The sequence below is a fragment of the Streptomyces sp. NPDC048290 genome (assembly GCF_040652095.1).
Lineage (GTDB): Bacteria > Actinomycetota > Actinomycetes > Streptomycetales > Streptomycetaceae > Streptomyces.
Map to the genome: position 1 here is coordinate 1 of NZ_JBEZLM010000014.1, position 22,347 is coordinate 22,347.

Genomic DNA, 22,347 nt, shown 5'->3' on the forward strand with positions numbered 1-22,347 from the left:
AAACGCCCGGTTACATTCCGAACCCGGAAGCTAAGCCTTACAGCGCCGATGGTACTGCTGGGGGGACCCGGTGGGAGAGTAGGACGCCGCCGAACTTCTTTTAGAGCGCTGGCTCTTGGGCATCAAGCCCGAGGGCCAGCGCTTTTTTGTGTTGAGGTAGGGTCGGGGAGCATCGTTGGCTCATTTCCCACAGGAGGCCCCCGGGTGGAGGTCCAGGAGACCCGTGTCCAGACGGACCGGGTGCTCACCATCCCCAACATCCTCAGCATGGCGCGCCTCGTCGGTGTGCCGCTCTTTCTGTGGCTGATTCTGCGGCCTGAGTTCGGCGGCCCGAAGAGCGATGGCTGGGCCCTGTTGGTGCTGGCCCTGAGCGGCATCAGCGACTACCTGGACGGCAAACTGGCGCGGCGCTGGAATCAGATCAGCAGCCTTGGGCGACTGCTCGATCCCGCGGCGGACCGGCTCTACATTCTGTCGACGCTGGTCGGGCTGACATGGCGTGAGATCCTGCCCATCTGGTTGACCGCTGTACTGCTGGCGCGGGAGCTGGTTCTGCTGGTGATGGTGGGTATCCTCCGCCGGCACGGCTATCCGCCGCCCCAGGTGAACTTCCTCGGGAAGGCGGCTACCTTCAACCTGATGTATGCGTTCCCCCTCCTGCTGCTCAGTGACGGAAGCGGTTGGATCTCGTCACTGGCTGCTATTTTCGGATGGGCGTTCGCCGGGTGGGGTACAACGCTGTACTGGTGGGCAGGAGTGCTCTATGTGGTGCAGGTCCGCCGTCTGGTTCGTGCGGACGCCACGGCCGATGGAGCTCGCCGATAGGTGCGGCCACAACGGCGCGATGGCCCGTACTGGAAAAGTGCGGGACAATTCGGACGGGTGAAGTCGGCTAGACCGTCGTCTCTTCGAGGAGGACGCTTCCGACATGAAGGCCGTCGTGATGGCCGGTGGCGAAGGCACACGCCTTCGCCCCATGACCTCAAGTATGCCCAAACCGCTCCTGCCGGTCGCGAACCGGCCGATCATGGAGCATGTTCTGCGGCTGCTCAAAAGGCATGGGCTGAATGAGACGGTAGTAACCGTCCAGTTCCTGGCATCGCTCGTCAAGAACTACTTCGGTGACGGTGAAGAGCTCGGAATGGAGCTCACCTATGCCAACGAGGAGAAGCCACTCGGTACCGCCGGAAGCGTCAAGAATGCCGAGGAGGCGTTGAAGGACGACACCTTCCTCGTCATCTCCGGTGACGCGCTGACCGACTTCGATCTGACCGAGCTGATCAATTTCCACAAGGAGAAGGGGGCGCTCGTCACCGTCTGTCTGACGCGTGTGCCCAATCCGCTGGAATTCGGAATCACCATCGTGGACGAGGAGGGCCAGGTCGAGCGCTTCCTGGAGAAGCCGACCTGGGGGCAGGTCTTCTCGGACACCGTGAACACCGGCATCTACGTCATGGAGCCCGAGGTCTTCGACTATGTCGAGGCCGACGTTCCCGTGGACTGGTCCGGGGATGTCTTCCCGCAGCTGATGAAGGAGGGCAAGCCCATCTACGGGTTTGTCGCCGAGGGCTACTGGGAGGACGTCGGTACGCATGAGAGCTATGTGAAGGCGCAGGCCGATGTCCTGGAGGGCAAGGTCGACGTCGAGATCGACGGGTTCGAGATCTCGCCCGGGGTGTGGGTGGCCGAGGGTGCGGAAGTGCATCCGGACGCGGTGCTGCGCGGGCCGCTGTACATCGGCGACTACGCGAAGGTCGAGGCAGGGGCCGAGATCCGTGAGCACACGGTTGTCGGGTCGAACGTCGTCGTGAAGTCCGGTGCCTTTCTGCACAAGGCCGTGGTGCACGACAACGTGTATGTCGGGCAGCACAGTAATCTGCGGGGCTGTGTCGTCGGGAAGAACACGGACATCATGCGGGCCGCCCGGATCGAGGACGGGGCGGTCATCGGGGACGAGTGCCTGATCGGTGAAGAATCGATCGTGCAGGGCAATGTGCGGGTCTATCCCTTCAAGACCATCGAGGCCGGCGCGTTCGTCAACACGTCCGTGATCTGGGAGTCGCGGGGGCAGGCGCATCTCTTCGGGGCCCGCGGTGTGTCCGGGATTCTGAATGTGGAGATCACGCCGGAGCTGGCGGTGCGGCTCGCGGGGGCCTATGCGACGACTCTGAAGAAGGGGTCGACGGTGACCACCGCGCGGGATCACTCCCGTGGTGCGCGTGCGCTGAAGCGGGCGGTGATCTCGGCGCTCCAGGCCAGCGCCATCGACGTACGGGATCTGGAGAATGTGCCGTTGCCTGTGGCGCGGCAGCAGACCGGGCGGGGGAGCGCCGGGGGGATCATGATCCGGACCACGCCCGGGGTGCCGGATTCTGTGGACATCATGTTCTTCGACGGGCAGGGTGCCGATCTGTCGCAGGGCAGTCAGCGGAAGCTGGACCGGGTGTTCGCGCGGCAGGAGTACCGGCGGGCGTTTCCCGGGGAGATCGGGGATCTGCATTTTCCGGCCAGTGTCTTCGACTCGTACACGGGTTCGCTGCTGCGGAATGTGGACACGACCGGGATCTCCGAGTCCGGGCTGAAGGTCGTGGTCGACGCGTCGAACGGCAGTGCGGGCCTGGTGCTGCCGAGTCTGCTGGGCAAGCTCGGTGTGGACTCGCTGACGATCAACCCGGGGCTGGACGAGTCGCGGCCGACGGAGTCCGCGGACGCCCGGCGGTCGGGGCTGGTGCGGCTGGGCGAGATCGTGGCCTCGGCGCGGGCCGCGTTCGGGGTGCGGTTCGACCCGGTCGGTGAGCGGTTGTCGCTGGTCGACGAGAAGGGCCGGATCGTCGAGGACGACCGGGCGCTGCTGGTGCTGCTCGACCTGGTGGCCGCGGAGCGGCGCAGCGGGCGGGTGGCGCTGCCGGTGACGACGACCAGGATCGCCGAGCAGGTGGCGGCGTACCACGGGACACAGGTGGAGTGGACGACGACCTCTCCGGACGATCTGACGCGGGTCGGGCGGGACGAGTCGACGATCTTCGGCGGCGACGGCCGGGGCGGGTTCATCGTCCCGGAGTTCAGCAGTGTCTTCGACGGGACGGCGGCGTTCGTACGACTGATCGGGCTGGTGGCGCGGACGCAGCTCACGCTGAGCCAGATCGACGCGCGGATTCCGCGGGCGCATGTCCTCAAGCGGGATCTGGCGACGCCGTGGGCGGTCAAGGGGCTCGTGATGCGCCGGGTCGTCGAGGCGGCCGGAGATCGTTTCGTGGACACCACGGACGGCGTACGGGTGGTGGAGACCGACGGGCGCTGGGTGATGGTGCTGCCGGACCCGGCCGAGGCGGTCACGCATCTGTGGGCGGAGGGGCCGGACGACGCCTCCGCGCAGGCGCTGCTCGATGAGTGGGCCGCCGTGGTGGACAGCGCCGGGCGGTAGTCCCGGGCCCCGCGCGCGTGCCGGACAAGTGCCCCCAAGGGGGCCTGTCCGGCACGTGGGTGGGGCCATTCGGAGGTAGGGGCCGCGACGTGCGACGATGTGCGGCATGCCGCAGCAGCCCCCCATTCGGAGCACTGGCGCGCGTGCGCGTGTGACACGCCCGGACGCGTCCATGTCGCTGCTCACCAATGTGATGGATCACAGCCTGGACGACGGGTACGCGGAGGCCGCGGCGCGTCGGGAGGCCGCAGGTGACCGGGGCATGCCGAAGACGCTGCGGGCGAAGCTGGGTCTTGCCGCGGGTCTGGTGCTGGCGGCGCTGGTGGTGACCGTGGGCGCGGCCCAGGCCCGGGTGTCCGCGCCGGTGGTGGCCAAGGAGCGTGAGGAGCTGATCGACCGCATCGACCAGGAGACGTCCGCGGCGGACGACCTGGAGAACGCGGTGGACCGGCTCAGGGACGACGTTCAGGCGCGTCAGCGGGCGGCGCTCCAGCAGGGCGGTGGCGGCGCCGGCAGTGATCTGGTGGGTGTCCTGGCCGGTGCCGTGGAAGTGCGGGGGCCGGGCGTGAAGCTGGTCGTGAACGACGCGAAGGAGGCGTCCGCCGAGGGGGACGCCGATCCGCGCGGGACGTCGGGGTTCAACGACACGGGCCGGGTGCGCGACCGGGACATGCAGCGGGTGGTCAACGGGCTGTGGGAGGCGGGCGCGGAGGCCGTGTCGATCAACGGGCAGCGGCTGACGGCACTGTCGGCGATCCGGGCCGCCGGTGACGCCATACTGGTCGACAATCGGCCACTCGTGCCGCCGTACACGGTGCTGGCGGTGGGGGACGGGGACCGTATGAGCGGCCGTTTCCAGAACGGTGCGGACGGGCTCTATCTGCACGCCCTTCAGGAGAACTTCGGGGTCCGGACGGCGATTTCCGTTCAGGAGGACCTCCGTCTGCCGGCCGCGCCCAGCGTCATGGTGCGGACCGCGCGGCCGGGCACCGGGGCAGCACAGCCGAACATCGAGAGTGAGAAGGGCACATCGTGATCGCCGTACTGGGGCTCGTCGTCGGAGTCGTGGCCGGACTGTTGGTCCGGCCCGAGGTTCCGGCGGTCGTCGAGCCTTACCTGCCGATCGCCGTGGTGGCGGCGCTGGACGCCGTCTTCGGGGGGCTGCGGGCCATGCTCGACGGGATCTTCGACGACAAGGTCTTCGTGGTGTCGTTCCTGTCGAACGTGGTCGTGGCCGCGCTGATCGTGTTCCTGGGCGACAAGTTGGGCGTGGGCGCCCAGCTGTCGACCGGTGTGGTGGTCGTGCTCGGTATCCGGATCTTCTCCAACGCAGCGGCGATCCGCCGTCATGTGTTCCGGGCGTGAGGCCGATGAGCAACCATCACGGGGCACATAGGAGCCCGTTGCGCAAGGAACTGCCCCAGGAGGTCCCCGCGCAGGCGGGACCGGTCGAGGAGGCGGCGGGTCCCGCCACGCCCGAGCTGACCGGGCGGCAGCGCCTGGTGCAGGGGCTGTGGCCGCCGCGCGTGTCGCGGGCGCAACTCATCGTGGCGCTGCTGCTGTTCGGCCTCGGGTTCGGGCTCGCCGTGCAGGTCGCTGCGCACAGTGACGGGGACAGCGCGCTGCGTGGTGCTCGGCAGGAAGATCTTGTCCGGATTCTCGATGAACTGGACGACCGGACTGAGCGTCTTGAGGACGAGAAGCAGGGTCTTGAGAAGCAGCGGGACGAACTGGAGAACAGTTCGAACCAGGCGGAGGAGGCCCGTAGGCAGACGGTCGAGAAGGAGCGGCAACTCGGCATCCTGGCGGGCACGGTGGCCGCCCAGGGGCCCGGGATCACCATGACGATCGAGGACTCGAAGGGAACGGTCGAGGCGAACATGCTGCTCGACGCCGTCCAGGAACTGCGCGCCGCGGGTGCGGAGGCGATCCAGGTGAACGGCGTGCGGGTGGTCGCGAGCACCTATCTGACGGACTCCGGGGACGGAGTCGCCGTCGACGGGAACAAGATCGACGCGCCCTATCGTTTCAAGGTCATCGGCAAGCCGCAGGATCTCGAACCGGCGCTCAACATCCCGGGGGGCGTGGTGCAGACGCTGGAGAAGGAGCACGCCACGGTGGGCGTCGAGCGGTCGGACAAGATCGTCGTGGATGCCTTGCGGCCCGCGAAGCAGCCTGACTACGCTCGGTCGTCCTCCCAGTGAACCGCGGGTGCATGGAGGCCGTCCTACCAGGGCAGGAGGTTGCGGGGGGTCGGCGCACCGAACGGGTGGTGCGTGGTGGAAACTGTCCGGTGGCTACGGACGTTGTGTGGTTGTCCGGGTCAGCCGGATTGTGCAATCAGGGTTCGTCCTGCCCCACGGGCGGGTCTGTTTCGGTCAAGGGGAATCGCCCGTGAAGTTGTTTGCGAAGTTGTTCGGCAAGAGCTCGCGAGAGGGCAGCGCCAACGCGACCGCCCGTCATCGCGCACAGCCTGACGCGGAGGGGCAGCGCCCGCTGTTCCGGGACCAGGTGGGTGGTCCGGGCGCGCCGTCGGTTGACCCTGCCCAGGCCGGAGGCATAGGTTTCGGGCAACCGTCAACCTCAAGTACGGGTGGAGGGTTTTCCTCGGATCCGTACGCGTCCCATGCCCCGGCGGGGCAGCCGCGGCAGGAGGAACCGTCGATGTCGGCCCTGGTGTGTTCGAGGTGCGGTAACCGCAATGCGGAGAACAGCCGCTTCTGTTCCAACTGCGGTGCGCCACTGCGCCCCGGAGTGGTCCCGGAGCGCGCGTCCGAGACGACGTCCACGATCTCCATCAGCGGCCTGGAGGCGTACGACGCCGAGGTCACCGGACAGACCCAGATCCCGGCCCTGTCGCCCGAGGCGCAGGCCGCGGTGGACGCGCTGCCGCTGGGCTCCGCCCTGCTGGTGGTGCGGCGCGGGCCGAACTCCGGCAGCCGCTTCCTGCTGGACAGCGACCTGACCACGGCCGGGCGCCACCCGCAGAGCGACATCTTCCTGGACGACGTGACCGTCTCCCGCCGTCACGTGGAGTTCCGGCGGGCCCCCGACGGGTCCTTCACGGTCGCCGACGTGGGCAGCCTGAACGGCACGTATGTTAACCGGGAGCGGATCGACCAGGTCGGTCTGCACAACGGCGACGAGGTGCAGATCGGCAAGTACCGGCTGGTCTTCTACGCGAGCAGGCAGTTCGCCTGACCTCACCGGACCCGGTCCGGGGACCCCAAGGAAGGTCCATGCTGCATACACCGAGCGGCGGTGCCGGGCAAGGTGCCGCCGCCACGGACAGCGGGCTGATGAGCATCGGCACGGTGCTGAACGTGCTGCGCGAGGAATTCCCCGAGGTCACCATCTCCAAGATCCGCTTCCTGGAGGCGGAAGGGCTGATCGAGCCCCAGCGGACCTCTTCGGGATACCGGAAATTCACCATCGGCGATGTCGAGCGCCTCGGACATGTGCTGCGGATGCAGCGTGACCACTATCTGCCGCTCAAGGTGATCCGCGAGCACTTGGCCGCCCTGGAGCGCGGTGAGGACGTACGGCTGCCGTCGCTGGGGCGGTCGCATGAGGCCGAGGGCGCGCCCGAGCCGCCCGGTACGCCCACGGTCGCCCGGATCGGCCGGTCCGAGCTGCTGGCCGCCGCCGGGATCGGCGCGGACGAGCTGGCCGAGTGGGAGTCGTACGGGCTGATCACCCCGGTGGCGGAGGGGGTGTACGACGCGGAGGCGGCCACCGTGGCCGCGCTGGTGGTGGAACTGGGGCGGTCCGGGATCGAGCCACGGCATCTGCGGGTGATGAAGGCCGCCGCCGACCGGGAGGCCGGGCTGGTCGACCAGGTGGTGGCGCCGCTGCGGCGGCACCGCAATCCGCAGACCAGAGCCCATGCCGAGGCCCGGACGAAAGAGCTGGCGGGGCTCGCCGTGAAGCTGCACGCGGCCCTGGTGCAGTCCGCCCTCGGGGTCCGGCTGCCCTGAGAGGCAGACCTGTGGCCGGGGCGGGTCCGGAACCGGACCTGTGGCCGTCCCGACTACCCAAACATCCCGGGCACGGCCTAGGGTTGCTGTGTGAACGAGCTCGATGTCGTAGGTGTCCGGGTCGAAATGCCCTCCAACCAACCGATCGTGCTCCTGCGCGAAGTGGGAGGCGACCGCTACCTCCCCATCTGGATCGGGCCGGGGGAGGCGACGGCGATCGCCTTCGCCCAGCAGGGCATGGCCCCCGCCCGGCCGCTGACCCATGACCTGTTCAAGGACGTGCTGGAGGCCGTGGGCCAGGAGCTCACCGAAGTGCGCATCACGGATCTGCGTGAGGGCGTCTTCTACGCCGAGCTGGTCTTCGCCAGCGGGGTCGAGGTGAGTGCCCGGCCGTCCGATGCCATAGCGCTGGCCCTGCGCACCGGAACGCCGATCTACGGCAGTGACGGGGTGCTCGACGACGCGGGTATCGCGATCCCCGATGAGCAGGAGGACGAGGTGGAGAAGTTCCGCGAGTTCCTCGACCAGATCTCTCCCGAGGACTTCGGCACCAGCAGCCAGTGAGCCAAGGAACGGCCCGGCGGACACACGGTGTGCGCCGGGCCGTACTACGTGGTGCGGGCATCTATCGGCGGGGGTCGTTCCGGTCCGGCAATTGCCAGGGGCGCGTGAGAGCGTCCTGCGGCGCCTCGTCGGCGCATTCGGCTAGCCTTTCCCCGCGGTGGGGTACGGGAAACCACTCCTAGGGTGATTATCACTCGGCGTGCCGAGTGTGGCGATCGTTGACGCACCCTCGGTGACTGCCTACCGTCGAGAAGGCAGGTCAAGGACGGAGGTCGGCGTGAGCAGCAGCGGCGACGGTACGGCTGGGGGTGCCCCCGGGCGCAGTCTCGGGGAGAGCGGTCCGTACCCGCTTCACGGGAGCACGACCGGTCATGCTCCACAGCGACCGACGGCCGTGCCCACCAGCGGAGGGGCGACGTCGATGACGTCCGAGCAGATCGGCTACCGGGGTCCGACGGCCTGCGCGGCCGCCGGCATCACCTACCGGCAACTGGACTACTGGGCGCGTACCGGGCTGGTCGAGCCCAGCGTACGGCCCGCCACCGGGTCGGGGACGCAGCGGCTGTACAGCTTCCGGGACGTCGTCGTCCTGAAGATCGTCAAGCGGTTCCTCGACACCGGGGTGTCGTTGCAGAACATCCGCACCACCGTGCAGCACCTGCGCGAGCAGGGATTTCGGGATCTGGAGCGCATGACGCTGATGAGCGACGGCGCCACGGTCTATGAGTGCACCTCGCCGGACGAGGTGCACGCGCTGCTCCAGGGCGGTCAGGGGATCTTCGGGATCGCCGTGGGCGTGGTCTGGCGGGACGTCGAGAGCGCACTCTCCCAGCTGCACGGGGAGCGCATCGACACCGGGGAGACGCTCGTCGGGCACAATCCGGCGGACGAGCTGGCACGGCGGCGCAACAGGGCGGTCTGAGGCCGTTCCGGGGCCTGCCGGGTGGAGTGGGGCTCCAGGGGCCTGAGAGGCGGCCACGGAGGGCCGGGGCGGCTGATTCCACGGTGACCGACGGCGTCCGGTCGGGGCGCGCGGGCCGCGGCGGCGGGGCATTGTCAGTGGTGTGGTGCAGCATCGTAGGTGTGAGGAGAACACCCACGATCCTGCATCTCGACATGGATGCCTTCTTCGCCTCGGTGGAGCAGGCGTCCAAGCCGAGCCTGCGCGGGAAAGCGGTGATCGTGGGCGGGCTCGGGCCGCGCGGGGTGGTCGCGACCTGCTCGTACGAGGCGCGGGTGTTCGGGGTGCACTCCGCGATGCCGATGGCGCAGGCGCGGCGGCTCGCGCCGAACGCCGCGTATCTCGTGCCGCGCTTCCAGCTGTACCGGACGATCAGTGAACAGGTCATGGCGCTGCTGCGGGCGCTGTCGCCGCTGGTGGAGCCGCTGAGCCTGGACGAGGCGTTCGTGGATCTGGAGGCCGGGGGAGCGGCCTGGGACCTGGAGTCCGCGCGGCTGGCGGGGACCAAGCTGCGCGCGGACATACGGGAGGCCACGGGGCTGACGGGATCGGTGGGGCTGGCCGCGTCCAAGATGCTCGCCAAGATCGCCTCCGAGCAGGCCAAGCCGGACGGGCTGGTGCTGATCGACCCGGGGACCGAGCGGGCGCTGCTCGCGCCGCTGACGGTACGGACCCTGCCCGGGGTGGGCCCGGCGACCGGCGACCATCTGCGGCGGGCCGGGATCACCACGGTCGGCGAGATGGCCGAGGCGGGTGAGGACGAGCTGGTACGGCTGCTGGGGAAGGCGCACGGGCACGCGCTGTACGCGATGGCGCTCGCCCATGACGAGCGGCCCGTGGTCGCCGAGCGGGAGACGAAGTCGGTGTCCGTCGAGGACACCTACGACGTGGACATCCATGACCGGGTGCGGGTCGAGCTGGAGGTGCAGCGGCTGGCGGACCGGTGTGTGCGGCGGCTGCGCGGGGCGGGACTGTCGGGGCGGACGATCGTGCTGAAGGTACGGCGGTACGACTTCTCCACGCTGACCCGGTCCGAGACGCTGCGGGGGCCGACCGACGACCCGGCGGTGGTACGGGAGGCGGCGGCCCGGCTGCTGGACTCCGTGGACACCACGGGAGGGGTTCGGCTGCTGGGCGTCGGGGTCAGCGGGCTCGCCGACTTCACCCAGGAGGATCTGTTCGCCCAGGCCGCGGGGGAGCTGGCGGACGAGCACGCCGAGGAGCATGTCGAGGAGCGGGACCGCGAGGAGACGGAGGTGCAGGGGGAGCGGCGGTGGCCCGCCGGGCACGACGTGCGGCACACGGAGTACGGGCACGGCTGGGTGCAGGGGAGCGGGCTGGGGCGGGTGACCGTGAGATTCGAGACGCCGGGGTCGGAGGTGGCGGGACGGGTACGGACGTTCCGGGTCGGGGATCCGGAGCTGGAGCCTGCCGAGCCGTTGCCGTTGACCGAGGCGGGGTTCCCGGTGGGGGCGGGGGGAGACGCTGGGGTGGATCAACGGGTGGATGACGAGGCGGTCGACGGGGGCGGCGGCGGGAGACGGGTGGACCGTCGTGAGGGTGACGGGTTCGGGGCCGTGCGGGGGTGACCGGCTGGGGGCTTTCGGGGGTGGGTGAAGGTGCTGGTGGGGAGCGCGTGTTCTTCGGGGTCGGTGCTTCGACCGGGAGAGTGGTCCTGGGGGCTGGCTAGCGAGTGCCCTCGGCTGCGGGCTGCGGGCTGCGGGCTGCGGGCTGCGGCTTGCGGGCTGGGCCCTGTGCCCTGCTGTGCGCTACGGGCTGTGCCCTGTGCGCTGGCTGCCGGTGTCGGAGTGTGTGCCCCCGGCTGCGGGGTGTCGTCGTCCGGGGGCGGAGAGGGGCGGGCGCGGGCGGGCTGGGGTCGTTCCTCGGGTGGGCCGGGGGTCAGGTGTCGTCCTGGCCCGCCACCTTGCCGAAGTCGTGGTCCGGTGGGGGCGGGCCCGTCACGTCCAGGCCGTAGTGGTGGTAGAGCTGGAGTTCTTGTTCGGGGGAGAGATGGCGGCCGACGCCGAAGTCGGGGGCGTCCTTGATCAGGGCGCGGTCGAAGGGGACGTGCAGGGTGCCCTCGATCAGCTCGCTGGGCTCCAGGGGCACGAAGGCGTCCCGGCTGAACAGGCCCGTCCTTATGGCGGCCCACTCGGGCACACCGGTGGCGTCGTCGAGATAGACCTCGTCGATCGTGCCGATCTTGGTGCCGTTGCGGTCGAACGCCTTGCGGCCGATCAGGTTGCGAGGATCGATATCGGTCTGCACGGTCCCTCCACATCGTCGCAACTCATCCGTAAGCACTACGAAAGAGCACATTGGGGCGGGCGGCCACTCGAAGGTCCGTTCGTGGACCGCGCTGGTAGGCTGACAGCGGCTGCTGACCCTGTGCGGGAGAGTCCTCCGGGAAGATCCGGAGGCGCCGAAGGAGCAAATCCTCCCCGGAATCTCTCAGGCCCCCGTACCGCACGGACGAGGTCACTCTGGAAAGCAGGGCGGTGCCGATGGCGTCCGCTCTCACCGACGGTGAAAGCCGGGCCGGCGCCCGGTGAAGCTCTCAGGTCGAGATGACAGAGGGGGAGGCCGCAGGGGTACCCGCGTCGGGGTGCCCCCCGAAGGTCGCGTCAGACCAGGAGGCCCTCCGCAATGACCGCCCATCGCATTCCGCTCTCCGAGCTTGAGCAGGGGATTCCCTTCGAGCAGCGGCACATCGGCCCCGATCAGGAGGCGCGGGCCAAGATGCTCGCGCAGGTCGGCTACGGCTCCCTGGACGAGCTGACCGCCGCCGCCGTGCCCGATGTCATCAAGAACGCCGGGGCGCTGGAGCTGCCGGGGGCGCGCACCGAGGCCGAGGTACTGGCCGAACTGCGCTCGCTGGCCGACCGCAACCAGGTGCTCGGCTCGATGATCGGGCTCGGCTACTACGGGACGTTCACCCCGCCGGTCGTGCTGCGCAATGTCATGGAGAACCCGGCCTGGTACACGGCGTACACGCCGTACCAGCCGGAGATCTCGCAGGGGCGGCTGGAAGCGCTGCTGAACTTCCAGACGATGGTCGCCGACCTCACGGGGCTGCCCACGTCCGGGGCGTCGCTGCTGGACGAGGGGACCGCCGCCGCCGAGGCCATGGCGCTGTCGCGGCGGATGGGCAAGAACAAGAAGGGGCTGTTCCTGGTCGACGCGGACGCGCTGCCGCAGACCATCGCCGTGATCCAGACGCGCGCCGAGCCGACCGGGGTCGAGGTCGTCGTCACCGATCTCGGTGAGGGCATCCCCGCCGCGCTGGACGGGCGGGAGATCAACGGCGTGCTCGTCCAGTACCCGGGCGCCTCCGGGGCCGTCCGGGACATCGGGAAGGTCGTCGAGCAGGCGCACGAGCGGGGGGCGCTGGTCACCGTCGCCGCGGATCTGCTGGCGCTGACGCTGCTGAGGTCGCCCGGGGAGCTGGGCGCGGACATCGCGGTCGGCACGACCCAGCGGTTCGGAGTGCCGATGGGCTTCGGCGGGCCGCACGCCGGTTACATGGCGGTGCACGAGAAGTTCGCGCGCAGCCTGCCCGGACGGCTGGTGGGTGTCTCGGTGGACGCCGACGGCAACAAGGCGTACCGGCTCGCGCTCCAGACGCGGGAGCAGCACATCCGGCGGGAGAAGGCGACCAGCAACATCTGCACCGCGCAGGTGCTGCTCGCGGTGATGGCCGGGATGTACGCGGTCTACCACGGGCCCGAGGGGCTGCGGACGATCGCCTGGCGCACCCACCGCTACGCCACGCTGCTCGCCGCCGGGCTGCGGGCCGGGGGCGTGGAGGTCGTGCACGGCGCCTACTTCGACACGCTCACCGTCCGGGTCGAGGGCCGGGCCGCGCGGATCGCCGCCGCCGCGCGGGACAACGGGGTCAACGTCCGGCTCGTGGACGCCGACCACATCTCCCTGGCCTGCGACGAGACGACCACCAGGGCCCAGCTCGGCGCGGTGTGGAACGCGTTCGGGGTCGAGGCCGACATCGAGGCGCTGGACGCCGGGACCGGGGACGTACTGGGGGACGGGGCGCTGCGCAGCGACGAGTTCCTCGCCCACCCCGTCTTCCACCAGCACCGCTCCGAGACCGCGATGCTGCGCTATCTGCGCCGCCTCGCCGACCGCGACTACGCGCTGGACCGGGGCATGATCCCGCTGGGCTCCTGCACCATGAAGCTCAACGCGACGACCGAGATGGAGCCGGTGACCTGGCCCGAGTTCGGGCAGCTGCACCCGTTCGCGCCCGCCGAGCAGGCCCAGGGCTATCTGACGCTCATCCGGGAGCTGGAGGAGCGGCTCGCCGAGGTCACCGGGTACGACAAGGTGTCGCTCCAGCCCAACGCCGGGTCGCAGGGCGAGCTGGCCGGGCTGCTCGCGGTGCGCGGGTACCACAGGGCCAACGGTGACGAGCAGCGCACGGTGTGTCTGATCCCGTCCTCCGCGCACGGCACCAACGCCGCCAGCGCCGTGATGGCCGGGATGAAGGTCGTCGTCGTCAGGACCGCCGAGGACGGCGAGATCGACGTCGAGGACCTGCGGGCGAAGATCGAGCAGCACCGCGACCAGCTGGCCGTGCTGATGATCACCTACCCCTCGACGCACGGGGTGTTCGAGGAGCATGTCGCCGACATCTGTGCCCAGGTGCACGAGGCGGGCGGGCAGGTGTATGTCGACGGGGCCAATCTGAACGCGCTGGTGGGTCTGGCCAAGCCGGGGCACTTCGGCGGGGACGTCTCGCACCTGAACCTGCACAAGACCTTCTGCATCCCGCACGGCGGCGGCGGTCCCGGTGTCGGTCCGGTCGCGGTGCGCGCGCATCTGGCGCCGCATCTGCCGAACCACCCCTTGCAGCCCGCGGCCGGTCCGGAGACCGGGGTCGGGCCGATCTCGGCCGCCCCGTGGGGTTCGGCGGGCATCCTGCCGATCTCCTGGGCGTACGTCCGGCTGATGGGCGGCGAGGGGCTCAAGCGCGCCACCCAGGTGGCCGTGCTGTCCGCGAACTACATCGCCAAGCGCCTTGAGCCGCACTACCCCGTGCTCTACACCGGCCCCGGCGGGCTGGTCGCGCACGAGTGCATCATCGATCTGCGCCCGCTGACCAAGGCGACCGGCGTCAGCGTGGACGATGTGGCCAAGCGGCTCATCGACTACGGGTTCCACGCGCCGACCATGTCGTTCCCGGTCGCCGGGACGCTGATGATCGAGCCGACCGAGTCCGAGGACCTGGCCGAGATCGACCGGTTCTGCGAGGCGATGATCGCCATCCGTGCCGAGATCGAGAAGGTCGGCGCGGGGCAGTGGCCCGCCGAGGACAACCCGCTGCGCAACGCGCCGCACACCGCCGCCGCGCTGGGCGGGGAGTGGATGCACGCGTACGGGCGGGACGACGCGGTGTTCCCGGCCGGGGTGTCCATGGCCGACAAGTACTGGCCGCCGGTCCGCCGGATCGACCAGGCGTTCGGCGACCGGAACCTGGTCTGCTCGTGCCCGCCGCTGGACGCGTACGAGGACTGAGCGACGGCGAGGGCGGCCCGGTCCGGGCCGCCCTCGCCGGTTTCTGGTGGTGGGTGAGGGCCCCGTGGCTGATGGCGCGGGGTCCTCATTCGTTGCTCGTTCACTCGTTCGGGGGGTGATGGGCGGGAGGTCTTCCCCTTCGATGTGACGCGATATAGCGTTAGTCGTGCCAGGGCGGGGATCGGGGTATCGGGGTGAGGGCTGTGGGGACTGACGTCGTGCGTTCCGGTACAGGGGCCGAGGTGCGGGCCTCGCACGCGGACCGGGACGCGGTGGTGGAGCTGCTGACCGAGGCGGCGGGCGACGGGCGGCTCACCGCCGAGGAGCTGGACGAACGGGTCGGTGCGGCGCTGTCCGCCCGGACACAGGGCGAGCTGGCCGGGCTCACGGCGGATCTTCCGCCGACCGTGCCCGCCGGGCGCGGCGAGGAGGTCGCCCGGATCGAGCAGGAGGGCAGTTCGACCCGGCGGGACGGGCGCTGGCAGGTGCCCAGAGAGCTGGTCATCGACTCGCAGTGGGGGCATGTGACGCTCGACTTCACCGAGGCCGTCATCGTCCACGACACCCTGCGGATCGACCTCGACATGAACGCCGGGGCGTTGAGGCTGATCGTCGGACCCGGGATCGAGGTGGACACCGACGGGCTGGTGTGCGCCTTCGCCACGGTCAAGCCCGCGAGACCCGCCGGGCGGCGGAGGTCCGGGGCGGCGGACGAGCCGGTGCGGCTGCGGATCGAGATCACCGGGGAGCTGCGGTACGGGCAGGTGCAGACGCGCAGGGCGCGTCGGGGGTGGCGGTGGTGAGGAACAGCAGACGGGGAGCGGCGGCGCTCTTGGGGTGAGCCGCGGGTACGCGGGCTGGTGCGGGTCGACTCGGTGTCAGCCCGTGGGGACCTCGGGGGGTGTACGGGGTCGGCTCGGTGTCAGCCGGTGGGGACCTTGAGGCGTACGGGGTCGGTCCGGTGTCAGCCCGTTGGGACCTTGAGGCGTACGAGGGCGGTCCGGTGTCAGCCCGTGTGGACCTTGGGGCGGCGGGTGCGGTCCGGTTCCGCCTCGCGCAGGACCTCACGGGTGACGGGGGCGACCTCGCCCTGGCCGAAGAGGAAGAAGCGCAGGAAGTTGGCGAACGGGGCGCCCTCGGTCCATTCGAAGTAGATGTGCGGGATACGGCCGGTCGTGTCGCGGATGTGCAGCAGCAGCGCGGCCAGCGCGTTGGGGATGGACGAGGACTCCAGGGTGAGGACCCGGTAGCGGTTGAACAGCACCTCGCCGTGGACCGCGAGGACGGCCTCGAACTCGGAGGGGTCGGTCACGGTCACCTCGACGAAGACGAAGTCCTCCGGGCCCGTCACATCGTTGTCCTGCCGGATCTGCTCGATCTTGTCGCGGTACTCGGTGATGTCCCGCTGGTCGGGCTCGTTGGCGATCAGCCGGATCTTGCGGCTGGCGACGTCCCGGACGAAGCGGGCCGCCAGCGGATCGAGGGTCACGCTGGTCACCCGTAGCTCGAAGGCGCGGGTCAGCCGGGAGGCGAACGACAGGATCATGATTCCGGCGATGAAGCAGGCGCCGATCTTCACACCGTCCGGGCGTTCGATGATGTTCAGTACGGTCGTGTAGAGGAACACCGTGGAGATCACGGCGAAGCACAGGAACCAGCGGCGCCGTCCGGCCCGGTGCGCCGAGATGGTGACGGCGATGGCGGCGGAGCTGATCAGCACCAGGACACCGGTGGCGTAGGCGCCGCCCTGGGCGTCCACGCTGGCATCGAAGATCCAGGTCACCAGAAAGGCGACCAGGGTGAAGACGATGACCATGGGGCGCACCGCGCCCGCCCAGTGCGGGGCCATGCCGTAGCGGGGGAGGTAGCGGGGCATGAGGTTGAGCAGACCGGCCATGGCGGAGGCGCCGGCGAACCAGAGGATGGCGATGGTGGAGATGTCGTAGACCGTGCCGAAGGCGCTGCCCAGGTACTCATGGGCCAGATAGGCGAGAGCGCGGCCGTTGGCCTGGCCGCCCTCCTCGAACTCCGGGGCGGGGATCAGCAGCGTGGTGATGAAGCTGGTGGTGATCAGGAAACAGCTCATGATCACGGCGGCCGTGGTCAGCAGCTTCTTGGTGTCGCGGATACGGCCCCTCGGGTGCTCCTCGGTCTCGCCGGGGTCGCCCTTCACATGGGGCATCACGGCGACGCCGGTCTCGAAGCCGGACAGGCCCAGGGCCAGCTTGGGGAAGACGATCAGGGCGAGGCCGATCATCACGAAGACATTGCCGTGCTCGGCGGTGAGAGCGGTCGTCCAGTCGGTCACCACATGGCTCTCGGTCAGCACATGCCACAGACCGCTGACGACCACGACGGCGTTCAGCGCGAGATAGACGCCGACCAGGGCGACGGCGACACCGATCGCCTCCAGGAAGCCCTTCAGGAACACCGCGCCGAGCAGGGCGATCAGGATGAGGGTGATCAGCAGCTGACGGCCGTGCAGGGCGCTGTTCAGATGCGGGTTCTCGATGAGGTGGGTGGAGGCGTCGGCGGCGGAGAGGGTGATGGTGATCAGGAAGTCCGTGGCGGCGAAGCCCAGCAGGGTGAGGACGAAGAGCTTGCCCTTCCAGAACGACAGCAGACGTTCCAGCATCGCGATCGAGCCCTGGCCGTGCGGGCTCTCCTCGGCGACCCGGCGATAGACCGGCAGCGCTCCCAAGAGGGTGACCAGGACCAGGACGACGGTCGCGACCGGGGACAGCAGTCCGGCCGCGAGGGCGGCGATGCCGGGCTGGTAGCCGAGGGTCGAGAAGTAGTCGACGCCGGTCAGGCACATCACGCGGTACCAGGGGCGGCCCTGGTCGTCGGCGGCCGGGCGGTCGGTGGAGCCGCCTTCGCCGCTCCCGCCGGTTCCGTCGCCCCCGCCGTTCGTGCCGCCGTTGCCGTCCCGGTTCTTGCTGATGTCGGAGAGGCCCTCCAGCAGCCAGGTGCGCAGGCGGCCCGGCGGGGGGTGCTGGGGGGCGGCCATCGGCGTGCTCCTGGGGTGCGGCGACGGAGGTTCTCGGCCATCACGCGGACGGTGATGTCAGCGTAGGCGGAGGGTGACGCCCCGGCCTTGGGGTGCCGGGGCGTCGGGCGTCGGCCTCGGGGGAAGCGCGCGGCGGGACGGGGTGGAGGCGGGGCCGTGGATGGTCGGCGGGGGTTGGGCCGGACGGGGGAGCGGCGGTGGCGGTCAGGCTCGGGCGACCAGGAGGTCGGCGAGTTTCGTGAGGCGCCTGACCGTGCGGTCCTCGGTGGCCGACGCGGCCGGGGCGACCCGCTCGGAGCGGTCGTAGTAGGCGCCGTTCACGATCTCCACGGACGGGTCGCAGAGCCGTACGATATGGGCGGCGCCCTCGGCCGGGGGCGTGCCCTCGTCGCCGTACAGCGGGAGCAGGGCCGTGGAGCAGGTGCCGGGGTGGACGGAGACGGCGGTGACGCGGGGGTCGGCGGCGAACACGGTCAGGGCCAGCTGGGACTGGGCGTAGGCGGCGAGCCGGGAGTAGCGGCGGGAGCGGTGGGGGTCGGACCACTGGATGGACGCGGTGCGGTGCAGGGAGGAGGAGACGTTGACGACCCGGCCGCCGGGGTCGCTGGTGAGGGCGGGTTCCAGCAGACAGGTGAGGAGGTAGTGGGCGAGGAAGTTGACCTGGAAGGCGATCTCGTTGCCGTCGGCGGTGACGGTGTGGCGTTCGGGGGCGGCGATGGCGGCGTTGTTGACCAGGACGTCCAGGTGGGGGTGGTCGGCGACGACCTGGTGGGCGAGGGCTTCGGCCTCCTCCAGCCGGGAGAAGTCGGCCCCGTAGGGGCGGAGCCGGTCGGCGTCGATGCCGGAGGTGGCGATCAGGCGGTCGGCGGTGGCGCGCGCCTCGTCGGTGGTGCGGCCGTGCAGCAGGACCGTGGCGCCCTGGGCGGCGAGCAGCCGCGCGGTCTCCTCACCGATGCCGGAGGTGGCGCCGGTGACCAGGACGGTACGGGTGACGGAGCGGGAGGAAGAACGGGAGGAAGAACGGGAGGAAAGGGGTGCCGTGGGCACGGTGGTGCTCCTGAGGGAGAGATGTGAGGTGAGGGGCTGTGCTTTCGGCGTGGCCGGGCGCACGGTCGGGTGCGTTCGGGGTGCCGGGGCGCGGCTTCGGGCCCGGAGGTGCGCGCGGGGCGCCTTCCGGGCCGGGCGGACGCGGGCGTCGGGCGGACCGGGGTCAGCGCGGCGCGGGTGTGCGCGGGCGGCGTGGCGTGCGACGCGGCGGCCGAGGGGGACTCGGCGGGCGGTCGAGCAGGGGCCGGGCGCTGTTCACGGGGATCATCGAAGTCGGCGGGGACTCGGCGGGCAAGAGGGGTCGGTGTTTCCCTGACGGACCTCTGACGTCCGTACGGCGGTTCCTGGTCCTGGTCCTGGACGTGGTCTGCGGCTCGGGTCGCCGTGTCCGGCCTCCCCCCGGCGCGGCCGGGTACCGGGGGGGGGCGTCAAGACGATGTCAACGTCGTCATCGGTGGCGCCAGTAAGGCGTCAAGAGGCCCGCCGGTCCGGGTCGGCGGCGGTTCATTGAGGAGTGATGGACGACGTACGGCGTGGACGACTGAAGGTCTATCTCGGGGCCGCTCCCGGGGTCGGCAAGACCTCTCGCATGCTCGACGAGGCCCGGCGCCGGGCGGCCCGGGGCGCGGACGTGGTGGTGGCGGCCGTCGAGTGTCATGGGCGGGCGCGGGTCGAGGAACTGCTCGACGGGCTGGAGGTGCTCCAGCGGGGCCGGGTCCTCGCCGGGCGCGGCGGCGGGGACCCGGCGGGGAGCGGCGAGCTGGATCTCGACGCCGTGCTGGCGCGGGCGCCCTCGGTCGTCGTGGTGGACGACCTGGCCCATCCCCATGCGTCGGGGGCGGCGCACACCGGGCGGTGGCAGGACGTCGAGGTGCTGCTCGACGCCGGGATCGATGTGATCACCACGGTCGGTGTGCAGCAGCTGGAGTCGCTGAAGGACGTGGTGGAGAAGATCACCGGGGTGCCGCAGCACACGACCGTGCCCGACGACATGGTCCGCCGGGCGGCGGAGATCGAGCTGGTCGATCTGGCACCGGAGCGGCTGCGGCGGCGGATGGCGCACGGCGACATCTGGCCCCCGGAGCGCGTCGACGCGGCCCTCGCCCGCTCCTTCCGGCCCGGCAGTCTCGCCGCGCTGCGCCAGCTCGCGCTGCTGTGGACCGCCGACCGGGTGGACGAGACGCTCCAGCGCCACCGGGCCGAGCAGGCGAGCGGTGGGGTGTGGGAGACCCGGGAGCGGGTCGTGGTCGCGCTGACCGGCGGGCCCGAGGGCGACACCCTGGTGCGGCGGGCGGCCCGGATCGCGGACCGTTCGGCCGGTGGGGAGCTGCTCGCCATCCATGTGGCGCGCAGCGACGGACTGGCGGCCGGGGTGTCGCACGCCTCGCTGGCCCGGCAGCGGCGGCTGGTGGAGGACCTCGGCGGCAGCTACCACTCGGTGGTGGGGCAGGACGTGGCGGCGTCGCTGGTGGAGTTCGCGCGGGCGGAGAACGCCACGCAGCTGGTCCTCGGGTCCAGCCGCCGGGGTCGCTGGGAGCGGTTCCTCACCGGGCTCGGCACCGGGGAGCGGGTGGTCGCGCTGTCCGGGGAGATCGATGTCCACCAGGTCACCCATGAGCGGGCCGGGCGCGGCACCCCGTTGCCGTCCCGGCGCCGTACGCTCTCCCGGGCCCGGACCATCGCCGGGCCGGTCGCCGGACTGGTGCTGCCGGTGCTGCTGACGCTGGTCCTGACGCAGCTGCGCGGCACGCTCGATCTGACCAGCGAGGCGCTGCTGTTCCTGCTCGCGGTGGTGGGCGTGGCCTGCATAGGGGGCGTGGTCTCCGCGGTGATCGCGTCCGTCACCGCGTCGCTGCTGCTCAACTACTGGTTCATCCCGCCCGTGGGGCACTTCACCCTCGGCGACACCGACGCGCTGATCGCGCTCGGGGTGTTCGCGCTGGTCGCGGCGGTCGTGGCGGCGGTCGTCGACCGTTCGCTGCGGCTGTCCCGCAGGGCCGCGCGGGCGACCGCCGAGGCGGAGACCCTGTCGTCGCTGGCCGGGAGCATCGTCCGGGGCGGGCAGACGCTGCCGGCGCTGCTGGAACGGACCCGGGAGACCTTCGGCGCCGACTCGGTGGAGCTGGTCGAGGACCCGGCGGACGCCTTGGACGCGACCGTCGTACCGGCCGGGCCCGGGGGCTTCCTGGTGCTGCGCGGCGGGTCCCGGTCGTCGTCGGACCGGCGGGTGCTGGCGGCGTTCGCCGCGCATGTCGGATCGGCGGTGGAGCGGGCACGGCTGGCCCAGGCCGCGGCCGAGGTGGAGCCGGTACGGGCGGCGGACCGGATGCGTACGGCGCTGCTGCGGGCCGTCGGACACGATCTGCGGACCCCGCTCGCGGCGGGCTGGGCGGCGGTCACCTCGCTGCGCAGCCGGGAGGTGCGGTGGAGCGAGGAGGACCGCGACGAACTCCTCGCCACCGCCGACGAGTCCATGGCCAAGCTGAGCCGGCTGGTGGAGAACCTGCTCGACCTCAGCCGTCTGGAGGCGGGCGTGCTGACGCTGAATCTGCGGCCGACCGCGCTGGAGGAGGTGCTGCCGGCCGCCCTCGCCGACACCCCGTCCGTCGAGGTGCGGGACGTGGAGCGGGTGCCGCAGGTGCTGGTCGATCCGCCGCTGCTGGAGCGGGTCCTCGCCAACCTCGCCGCCAACGCCGTCCGGCACACTCCGGCGGGCGGCACGGTGCTGGTGACGGCCAGTGTGCTCGCGGGACGGGTGGAGGTACGGGTGGTGGACCGGGGGCCGGGGCTGCCGGTGGCCGGGCGGGAGCGGCTGTTCGAGCCGTTCCAGCGGTTCGGCGACACCGACAACTCGACCGGGCTCGGACTGGGGCTGGCCCTCGCACGCGGGCTCACCGAGGCGATGAGCGGCACGGTGACGCCGGAGGACACGCCTGGGGGCGGGCTGACGATGGTGGTGTCGCTGCCGCTGCCGCTGGCGGGAGCGGGAGCGGGGGAGGGAGTGGGAGTGGGAATGGGCGAGGGCGAGGGGTAGGGGATCGGCCGGGGAGTGACAGGGCGGCTCAGTCCAGGTCCGACACCTTGAACACCCCCCGCGCCGTCTCCGCGTCGATCCCCGCCGACAGCCGCCGCAGCACCACCGCCCCCGAGCGGAGCGTCCCCGCGGCCAGCGCCCGGCGGGCCCCCGTGTCGACCTGGTGCCACAGCGCCGGGTCCGCGGCCAGGACGCGCGGGTCGATCTCGACCCGGTTGCCGAGCGTGTCGCGCAGGACCAGCCGCCGGGACACCCCGTCCCCGCAGCGCACCGACACCAGCAGATCGGTCCGGACCCGGTGACCGCCGCTCAGGGAGCGGGCGGCGAGCCAGCCGTCGCCCGCCGAGACCCGGGCCGGGAGCAGCACCACGAACAGCAGCACCGCGAGCCCGGTCCACAGCAGCGCCCGCCCGGCGTCCAGCGTGCCCGCCAGTGCGTCGACCGTGAGCAGCAGGGCGAGCAGGGCGGCGGCGCAGCGCCGGGCACCGCGCAGCCGGCGGCGCCAGCAGCGGTCGTACACCACGGGTCCGGTGGGGCGTGCGGGGATGCCGGACCGTGCGCGACGCGGGTCGCCTCGGTGTCCCATATGCCCGACGTTAGGGACGGTGGGGCGGGGCGCCGGGCGGCTTGACGGCACTCTGACGGTCCCTGACCGCTTCTTGACGCGGCGCCGACGCCGTACCGGTGTCTGTAGCGGGCTCGGTCGCCGGGTCGACGCCGTACCGGTGTCCGTACCGGGCTCGGACGCGGGGCCGACGCCGTATCGGTGTCCGTGCCGGGCTCGGACGCGGGGCCTAC

Annotated in this window: 17 protein-coding genes, 1 rRNA gene and 1 riboswitch; of the genes, 14 read left to right on the forward strand and 4 right to left on the reverse strand. The window is 71.0% G+C overall.

What is annotated here, in order from left to right; translation table 11 throughout:
• The 11 genes from rrf to AB0D49_RS24095 form a co-directional block, all read left to right on the forward strand.
• Window positions 1-95, forward strand: a 5S ribosomal RNA gene (gene rrf, locus AB0D49_RS24045); the annotation flags it as partial.
• A gap of 109 nt (window positions 96-204) precedes the next feature.
• Window positions 205-825, forward strand: coding sequence for a CDP-alcohol phosphatidyltransferase family protein (locus AB0D49_RS24050; protein ID WP_362760887.1), 621 nt, complete (start codon window positions 205-207; stop codon window positions 823-825).
• Window positions 826-928: 103 nt separating this feature from the next.
• Entirely contained in the window at window positions 929-3,424 is a 2,496-nt protein-coding gene (locus AB0D49_RS24055; protein ID WP_362760889.1) for a mannose-1-phosphate guanyltransferase, read from the forward strand.
• A gap of 97 nt (window positions 3,425-3,521) precedes the next feature.
• On the forward strand, window positions 3,522-4,460 hold the full coding sequence (locus AB0D49_RS24060; RefSeq protein WP_362760891.1) for a DUF881 domain-containing protein: 939 nt from the start codon (window positions 3,522-3,524) through the stop codon (window positions 4,458-4,460).
• Window positions 4,457-4,789, forward strand: coding sequence for a small basic family protein (locus AB0D49_RS24065; RefSeq protein WP_003988855.1), 333 nt, complete (start codon window positions 4,457-4,459; stop codon window positions 4,787-4,789). The genes AB0D49_RS24060 and AB0D49_RS24065 overlap by 4 nt, the downstream gene beginning before the upstream one ends.
• A 5-nt stretch (window positions 4,790-4,794) precedes the next feature.
• Window positions 4,795-5,628: a DUF881 domain-containing protein gene (locus AB0D49_RS24070; RefSeq protein WP_362760893.1), complete on the forward strand. Its 834-nt coding sequence runs from the start codon at window positions 4,795-4,797 to the stop codon at window positions 5,626-5,628.
• Between the two features lie 190 nt (window positions 5,629-5,818).
• Window positions 5,819-6,625, forward strand: a complete 807-nt coding sequence (locus AB0D49_RS24075; RefSeq protein WP_362760895.1) for an FHA domain-containing protein — start codon at window positions 5,819-5,821, stop codon at window positions 6,623-6,625.
• A 38-nt stretch (window positions 6,626-6,663) separates the two neighbouring features.
• On the forward strand, window positions 6,664-7,401 hold the full coding sequence (locus AB0D49_RS24080) for a MerR family transcriptional regulator (RefSeq protein ID WP_362760897.1): 738 nt from the start codon (window positions 6,664-6,666) through the stop codon (window positions 7,399-7,401).
• 90 nt (window positions 7,402-7,491) lie between these two features.
• Window positions 7,492-7,965: a bifunctional nuclease family protein gene (locus AB0D49_RS24085; RefSeq protein ID WP_004002801.1), complete on the forward strand. Its 474-nt coding sequence runs from the start codon at window positions 7,492-7,494 to the stop codon at window positions 7,963-7,965.
• A gap of 277 nt (window positions 7,966-8,242) precedes the next feature.
• Window positions 8,243-8,887 (forward strand): MerR family transcriptional regulator, encoded by a 645-nt coding sequence (locus AB0D49_RS24090; RefSeq protein ID WP_362760899.1) that lies wholly within the window; start codon window positions 8,243-8,245, stop codon window positions 8,885-8,887.
• Window positions 8,888-9,048: 161 nt separating this feature from the next.
• Entirely contained in the window at window positions 9,049-10,515 is a 1,467-nt protein-coding gene (locus tag AB0D49_RS24095; protein ID WP_362760901.1) for a DNA polymerase IV, read from the forward strand.
• 310 nt (window positions 10,516-10,825) lie between these two features.
• Here AB0D49_RS24095 and AB0D49_RS24100 read toward each other — a convergent pair whose 3' ends face one another.
• Window positions 10,826-11,194, reverse strand: a complete 369-nt coding sequence (locus tag AB0D49_RS24100; protein WP_362760903.1) for a PRC-barrel domain-containing protein — start codon at window positions 11,192-11,194, stop codon at window positions 10,826-10,828.
• Window positions 11,195-11,307: 113 nt separating this feature from the next.
• Window positions 11,308-11,403: riboswitch (glycine riboswitch) on the forward strand.
• A 169-nt stretch (window positions 11,404-11,572) separates the two neighbouring features.
• On the opposite strand from AB0D49_RS24100, the gene gcvP reads away from it, so the two are divergent.
• Both gcvP and AB0D49_RS24110 read left to right on the forward strand, forming a co-directional pair.
• On the forward strand, window positions 11,573-14,458 hold the full coding sequence (gene gcvP, locus AB0D49_RS24105; protein WP_362760905.1) for an aminomethyl-transferring glycine dehydrogenase: 2,886 nt from the start codon (window positions 11,573-11,575) through the stop codon (window positions 14,456-14,458).
• Between the two features lie 218 nt (window positions 14,459-14,676).
• On the forward strand, window positions 14,677-15,261 hold the full coding sequence (locus AB0D49_RS24110) for a DUF1707 domain-containing protein (RefSeq protein WP_362760907.1): 585 nt from the start codon (window positions 14,677-14,679) through the stop codon (window positions 15,259-15,261).
• A gap of 203 nt (window positions 15,262-15,464) precedes the next feature.
• Here AB0D49_RS24110 and AB0D49_RS24115 read toward each other — a convergent pair whose 3' ends face one another.
• Both AB0D49_RS24115 and AB0D49_RS24120 read right to left on the reverse strand, forming a co-directional pair.
• Window positions 15,465-17,468 (reverse strand): amino acid transporter, encoded by a 2,004-nt coding sequence (locus AB0D49_RS24115; protein WP_362760909.1) that lies wholly within the window; start codon window positions 17,466-17,468, stop codon window positions 15,465-15,467.
• A 204-nt stretch (window positions 17,469-17,672) separates the two neighbouring features.
• Window positions 17,673-18,515, reverse strand: coding sequence for an SDR family NAD(P)-dependent oxidoreductase (locus tag AB0D49_RS24120; protein WP_362760911.1), 843 nt, complete (start codon window positions 18,513-18,515; stop codon window positions 17,673-17,675).
• 517 nt (window positions 18,516-19,032) lie between these two features.
• Between AB0D49_RS24120 and AB0D49_RS24125 the strand changes: the two genes are divergently transcribed.
• Window positions 19,033-21,549 carry an ATP-binding protein gene (locus AB0D49_RS24125; protein WP_362760913.1) on the forward strand — a complete coding sequence of 839 codons (2,517 nt, stop codon included), beginning with the start codon at window positions 19,033-19,035 and terminating at the stop codon, window positions 21,547-21,549.
• Window positions 21,550-21,577: 28 nt separating this feature from the next.
• Here AB0D49_RS24125 and AB0D49_RS24130 read toward each other — a convergent pair whose 3' ends face one another.
• Window positions 21,578-22,135 (reverse strand): hypothetical protein, encoded by a 558-nt coding sequence (locus AB0D49_RS24130; RefSeq protein WP_362760915.1) that lies wholly within the window; start codon window positions 22,133-22,135, stop codon window positions 21,578-21,580.
• Between the last annotated feature and the right edge of the window lie 212 nt (window positions 22,136-22,347).